We start from the raw sequence: 6,284 nt of genomic DNA on the forward strand, positions 1-6,284 counted from the left end.
CAGCACGACGGCCGCGTCGAGCCGCAGCCGCTGCAGGTAGCGATGCGGCGTTTCGCCGAAGGCGTCGACGAACAGTTGATGAAACCGGCGCATCCCGTAGCCGCAGTGCGCGGCGAGATCGGCGATGCGCAGCGGGTCGGCGAGCCGCGCGCGCAGCCAGCGGTCGATGCGCGCGAAATCGAGGCCCGACGCGGGCGCGGCGATGCCCGCATCGTCGAGCAGTGCGTCGCACAGGCGTGCCGCGGCCTGCCACTGGAAACGGTGCGCGGCGGCCTGCCGTGCGTCGCCGTCCGGTGCATCGTGTTGCGCGGCCGCCGCCGCGACCTGCGCGACGAGCGACGTGAGCGCCGGGTCGATCGACACGGCGCGCGCATGGTCGAACAGTCGCTGAGGCACCGCGAGCGACGCGGCGGGCAGGTCGATCACGAGCTGGCGATTGTCGCCGAGGCCCGCGTAGTCGTGGCGCGCGCCGGCCGGAATCAGCCAGGCCGCGTGCCGGTCGATGCGACGGCCGATTCCGTCCACCGCCATCACCATCGCGCCGTCGACGCCGAGCACGACCTGGTGGAAGTCGTGCACGTCCGACGCTTCGCACGTGTCGTAGCGGCGCAGCGCGATGGCGGGGGAGGCGATGCGTTCCATCGGAAGGAAACGGCCGGATGCGGGGTCAGACGTCGAGCAGTTCGACTTCGAACACGAGCGTCGCATTCGGCGGAATCACGCCGCCTGCGCCGCGCGGGCCGTAGCCGAGTTGCGGCGGGATCGTCAGGCGACGCACGCCGCCGACCTTCATGCCCTGCACGCCTTCGTCCCAGCCCTTGATGACCATGCCGCCGCCGAGCACGAACGCGAACGGGTCGTTGCGATCCTTGCTCGAATCGAATTTCTGACCGTCGGTCAGCCAGCCCGTGTAGTGGACGCTGACGGTCTTGCCGGCTTGCGCTTCCGCGCCGGTGCCTTCGGTCAGGTCCTCGTACTTGAGGCCCGATTCGGTCGTGATGACGGACATGATTTCTCCTGAAAGAGGTTGCGTGAAACCGCTATTGTAGGCGAGCGCGCAACGGGCCGGCGCGCGTGGATTTCGTGCCGCCGTACGCGTGTCGGCAAGCGTGGCGGAGCGCCGCGCGCGGGATCGCCCGACACGCAATTGGAACGCGCGTTTGAATTTTTCGCGAGCCGCGGGCCCAAGGTTGCACCACGGCAGTGCGCTGCGCGTATGAATCGATGTGGCCGGCTCATGTACAGCCTGCTGCACGATCATTGCCCGATCTCGCGAAAGACCCGCCACACGGGGCTTGCGGGCCGATCGCCGGGCGCCGCACTGCATCCGGCACCTCGCCCTGACGCGCACTCCCGCGTTCGAATCCCGACCCGTCGGCGCGTCGTTCGAGCGCCGTTTTTTCCGCGTTGCCGACCGTGCCCTGTTTGGAAGCGCGCATCTACCGCGCGGCTTGCGTGTGCCGGCGCGTGCGGCCTATCTTTACATCTGTCGATGTCATGATTTTGGCGGCGCGCGCTGCGCCGCCCGGACTGGCGCCGGCCGCGTCGGACGATGCGCCGGGCCGTGCCGCAACAGGAGAACGATGCAATGAAGTCAGCCGCTTCCGCCACCGCAGCCGGGATCATGCCGGTGCGCCGCGACCTGCGCTTCGACCTGCCGGTCGAGCGCGCGAAGGACTGGCATGGCCTCGGGTCGCACGTGACCCATTTCTTCAACGCGCTGTCGCTGCTGTTTCCGGCCGGCGAGCGCTTCTTCATGGATTCGGTGCGCAACTATCGCGACCGGATCGACGATCCCGTGCTGAAGCAGCAGGTGCTCGGCTTCATCGGCCAGGAGGCGATGCACACGCGCGAGCACATCGAATACAACGAGCTGATGCAGGCGAACCGGCTGCCCGCGCGCAAGCTCGACCAGCGCGTGTGGACGGTGCTCGGCTACATGAAGCGCAAGCTGCCGCATTCGGTACAGCTCGCGCATACGGTGGCCGCCGAGCACTACACGGCGATGCTCGCCGACTGGCTGCTGCGCGACCCGACGCGCCTCGACGGTTCGGTCGAAGGCTACCGGCAGATGTGGATCTGGCACGCGCTGGAGGAAACCGAGCACAAGGCCGTGTCGTTCGACGTGTGGAATGCCGCGATGAAGCCGGGGCTCCGCCGTTACCTGATCCGCATCGGCGTGTATCTGCTGACGACGCTGACGTTCTGGCCGACCGTGTTCCTGATGCATGCGACGCTACTGTGGCGCGATCGCGGCGCCGGCCATCACGTGCGCGGCATGCTGCGGATGATCGCGTTCCTGTACGGGCCGCGCCGCGGGCTGTTTCCGCGCATCGCCGGCGAATGGCTGAGCTTTTTCCGGCCGGGCTTCCACCCGTGGGATCACGACAATCACCATCATCTCGCGCGGGTCGACGCACTGGCCGCCACCTATGGCGAACACGGCGGCACGCCGGCCGGCCGCGGTCGCGCGAACGCACCGGCGCCGCTCGCATCGGGCCGCTGACCCGGCCGTCCCTCGCCCCACCCACTCGGCGGGGCGCCGCGCATGTTGCGTGCGTGCATCAGCCCGCTTCTTCCGACGATTGACGAAAATCAACCGGAACCGGTTGCACGGGCGCCCGCGTGCCCGGCCGACCGGTTGCGCGCGCATGCGCCGCCGCCGCTGGTCATGCGTGCGCCGCGTCGTTCGCCATCGCCGTGCGCCAGTACCGGCGCGGCTTTGCGCGCTCGGCGCCGGTCCTCGCCGGTCGCGCACGGCGCCCGCCACCGGGATAACACCCATCTAGCCGCGGGCCTGCCGCATCGATATACCGTTCATGGCAACGTCGACCTCCGGCGCGATTCATGCGAAGGGGGATTTTATTCGGACGGAAATACGGCCAATATGTCGGTTCGATCGTGTCCGTCGTACGCGGCGGCGAGCCGGCGCGCGATACCAACGCCAAGCGGGGAACAACGATGGTTGCAAGGTCACCCGACGCAAACGGGCCGGCGGCGCCCGAGATGACGGACGTGTCCGTCACCGCTCCCGAGGCCGGCCGCAAGCTGTTCGTGATCATGCGCACGCCGGACGAGCCGTTGCTGGCGCAACTGCGCGGGCTCGGCTGGGAGATCACGGTCGCGAAGACGGCCGGCGCCGCGCAGAACATGACCTGCGGCGTGAGCGTGGCCGCCGGGCTGGTCGATTTCACCGGGTTCACGTCGCGCGACTATCCCGCGCTGAAGATGTGCCTGAGCCAGCCGGCGATCGGCTGGATTTCCATCGCGCAGGCCGGCATCACGATCGGCCCCGCCGTGCGCGAGCTGATCCGTAGCTATTGCTTCGATTACGTGACGCTGCCGCTGCCGTACGAATGGATTTCGCACGTGCTCGGCCATGCGCGCGGGATGGCCGCGCTCGATCGCGTCGATGGCGCCGCCTATGCGGCGTCGATCGGCGAACACGGGATGATCGGCAACTGCGAGGCGATGCAGCAGCTGTTCAGCACGATCCGCAAGGTCGCGAAGACCGACGCGAGCGTGTTCATCTCGGGCGAGTCGGGCACCGGCAAGGAGCTGACGGCGCTCGCGATTCACGAGCGCTCCGGCCGCGGCAAGGGGCCGTTCGTCGCGATCAATTGCGGCGCGATTCCGCATCACCTGCTGCAGTCGGAACTGTTCGGCTATGAACGCGGCGCGTTCACCGGCGCGAACCAGCGGCGCGCGGGCCGGATCGAATCGGCGAACGGCGGCACGCTGTTTCTCGACGAGATCGGCGACATGCCGGTCGAAAGCCAGGCGAGCCTGCTGCGCTTCCTGCAGGAGGGCAAGATCGAACGGCTCGGCGGCCAGGAATCGATCGTGGTCGACGTGCGGATCATCTCGGCCACGCACGTCGATCTCGACGGCGCGGTCGAGGCCGGGCGCTTCCGCGCGGATCTCTATCACCGGCTGTGCGTGCTGCGCATCCACGAGCCGCCGCTGCGCGCGCGCGGCAAGGACATCGACATCCTCGCGCACTACGTGCTGCAGAAATTCAAGGCCGACAGCGGCCGCAAGATCAGCGGCTTCACGTCGGCCGCGCTCGACGCGATGCGGCGCTACGAGTGGCCCGGCAACGTGCGCGAACTGATCAACCGCGTGCGGCGTGCGATCGTGATGGCCGAGAGCCGGCTGCTGACGCCGCACGATCTCGGACTCGATACGCCCGGCGAAACCGAACCGGTGACGCTCGAGCAGGCGCGGGCGCTGGCCGAGCGCACCGCGATCGAGAACGCGCTACTGCGCAACGACCACCGGATCAACAAGGCCGCCGCCGAACTCGGCATTTCACGCGTGACGCTCTACCGGATGATGATCGAGCACGGGCTGAACGATCACGACAACAACGGCGGCAACGGCGGGAATGGCGACAGCGGCGGGCACGACGGCGCGCCGTCGGGCGACGCGGGGCATCAGCGCGTCGGCTGAGCGGCGGGTGCGAGGCGTGTGATGCGTGCGGACCGCTTCAGCGATAGGTCCACAGCCGGTGCAGCACGAACGTGACGGGCGGCACGCACAGCACGACCGCGACGATGCTCCACGCGCGCGCGAGCCCGAGCGCGTCGGTGCCGTGCGCCAGCAGCATCGTCACGGCCAGGCCGGCCATCGCGACCGCGAGAAAGCGCACGAAGTTGCCCCACGTCACCGGCGACGAAAAACTCCACAGCGTGTTGGCGAGATACGAGAACGCGGTCGAGCAGACGAACGCGGTCGCGTTCGCGATGACGGGCGTCGCGTCGAACAGCGCGAACATCGCGGCGGCGATCAGCGCATGCAGCGCGGTCGAGCCGACACCGGACACGCCGAAGCGGATCAGCCTGGCGCGCTCGGCGGCATGGAAGGTACGGATCATCGTGGGCGGTGGTTTGCGTGAAGTCGCGTGAGATCGCGTGAAGCGGTGTCGCAGTATAGCCATGCGATCGGCGGCCGCGTCCAGCGTCCGGCAGCGACGTGCGGTGCGCGTTGCCGCCAGCGCCGGCATGTAAAGCGCATGAAACATTTCGTGTGGATCGCCGGGCGGATTGCCGCGACGAAACGGGTCGTTCGGCCATCCCGCCGCCGGTAAAAATTCCGCGCTCCATTGTTCAGCCTTATTCCGCAAGGCCCCGCCGTCGCAGGGCCGGCGCCCGCCGTTGCGCCGACGTTTCAGTTTCGTAACTTCCTGCATGCCACGCCCGTTCCGGCCGCCAGCCGGCCCGGCCGCCGCCTTGTCCGGCCGGGCTCGCGTCGCGCTGGCCCGGTCCTTGCAAAGAGAGACGTGCGAGAGTCGACGACGCGAGGTCCTCCGGTCAGGCAGCGAAAGCTTTCCGTACCGGCCAGGACGCGGTCCGCGGGGATGCGGCGGTCGGGCGCGGTGCAGCAGCCGCGTCACGGCGAGCACGGAACGTCGTCGGCTGATCGCCGGAGCATCGGCATCGTCCGGTTGCCGGAACCAACATCAGACAGCAAACGGGGTAGAAAAATGATCGATCATCACACGCCGCGGTCCGCAGGCCGCGATCGCAGTGATTCGGGACATCGCCGTTCGAGCATCGCGCTTGCAGCGGACCGGCATGCCTCGACAGGCCATCTCTCCGCGCCCGGTGCGAGGCGGATCCGGCTGGTTGCCGGTCATCCGCGCCGGGTCGGCACTTTCCTGCACGCGAACCCGATCCGCATGGGCATGTGCGCACGGGCGCCCGTGCCGCGCCGCCCGGTTTTCGCCTATTGAATCGATCCGCACGACGTCCGTTCGCGTCGCATGTCGTTGCCGCGAAGGATCGATATGCAATCCGAACGATGACGCGAAGCGTCGTGCCGCGCGCTGCGGACGACGCAAGAAACAGGCATTCGATGAAACGGCGAACCACGCGCCGCCGTTGCCATCCGGTTGAAGGGGAGGGGCGGTCGGACGCGCGCGACGGAAGCAGTCATCCGTACGCGCGCGACGCCGTTTTTCAACCGCCGTAGATGTCGAAGTCGAAGTACTTCGATGCGAGCCGCTTGTAGGTGCCGTCCTTGACCATGTCGTGGATCGCGCGGTCGATCTTCGCCTTCAGGTCGGTGTCCTCCTGGCGCAAACCGATGCCGGCGCCGATGCCGAGCACCTTTTCGTCGACGAGCTCGGGCCCGACGAACGTGTAGTTCGCGCCGCGCGGCGATTTCAGGAACCCGATCGCGGCCTGCACTTCATCCTGGAGGGCCGCGTCGAGGCGGCCGGCGATCAGGTCGGCATACACGCCGTCCTGGTTCTGGTACGACACGACGTTCGCGCCTTGCTT

The 6,284-nt window shown here is 68.3% G+C and carries 7 protein-coding genes; 3 read left to right on the forward strand and 4 right to left on the reverse strand.

The features are described 5' to 3' along the window. Both JMF90_RS19455 and JMF90_RS19460 read right to left on the reverse strand, forming a co-directional pair. On the reverse strand, positions 1-642 hold a 642-nt coding region (locus JMF90_RS19455; RefSeq protein WP_201325331.1), incomplete at its 3' end, for an AraC family transcriptional regulator. A 25-nt stretch (positions 643-667) separates the two neighbouring features. Further along, a complete protein-coding gene (locus JMF90_RS19460) occupies positions 668-1,009 on the reverse strand; it encodes an FKBP-type peptidyl-prolyl cis-trans isomerase (protein WP_006479474.1) in 342 nt (113 codons plus the stop codon). A gap of 579 nt (positions 1,010-1,588) precedes the next feature. Here JMF90_RS19460 and JMF90_RS19465 point away from each other — a divergent pair. Together JMF90_RS19465 and JMF90_RS19470 are read left to right on the forward strand one after the other, a co-directional pair. Continuing rightward, positions 1,589-2,506, forward strand: coding sequence for a metal-dependent hydrolase (locus JMF90_RS19465; RefSeq protein WP_011548184.1), 918 nt, complete (start codon positions 1,589-1,591; stop codon positions 2,504-2,506). A 455-nt stretch (positions 2,507-2,961) separates the two neighbouring features. Then, positions 2,962-4,452: a sigma-54 dependent transcriptional regulator gene (locus tag JMF90_RS19470; protein WP_011548183.1), complete on the forward strand. Its 1,491-nt coding sequence runs from the start codon at positions 2,962-2,964 to the stop codon at positions 4,450-4,452. 37 nt (positions 4,453-4,489) lie between these two features. Here JMF90_RS19470 and JMF90_RS19475 read toward each other — a convergent pair whose 3' ends face one another. Further along, a complete protein-coding gene (locus JMF90_RS19475) occupies positions 4,490-4,876 on the reverse strand; it encodes a GtrA family protein (protein WP_011548182.1) in 387 nt (128 codons plus the stop codon). A 609-nt stretch (positions 4,877-5,485) separates the two neighbouring features. Between JMF90_RS19475 and JMF90_RS19480 the strand changes: the two genes are divergently transcribed. Then, the gene (locus tag JMF90_RS19480; protein WP_074803957.1) at positions 5,486-5,734 is read left to right on the forward strand and encodes a hypothetical protein; all 249 of its coding nucleotides are present in this window, start codon (positions 5,486-5,488) and stop codon (positions 5,732-5,734) included. 226 nt (positions 5,735-5,960) lie between these two features. Here the strand turns inward: JMF90_RS19480 and JMF90_RS19485 are convergent. Continuing rightward, positions 5,961-6,284: transporter substrate-binding domain-containing protein (locus JMF90_RS19485; RefSeq protein ID WP_201325332.1), on the reverse strand; the 324-nt coding region annotated here is incomplete at its 5' end.

This window comes from Burkholderia sp. E168m23 (assembly GCF_016586125.1).
GTDB lineage: Bacteria > Pseudomonadota > Gammaproteobacteria > Burkholderiales > Burkholderiaceae > Burkholderia > Burkholderia orbicola.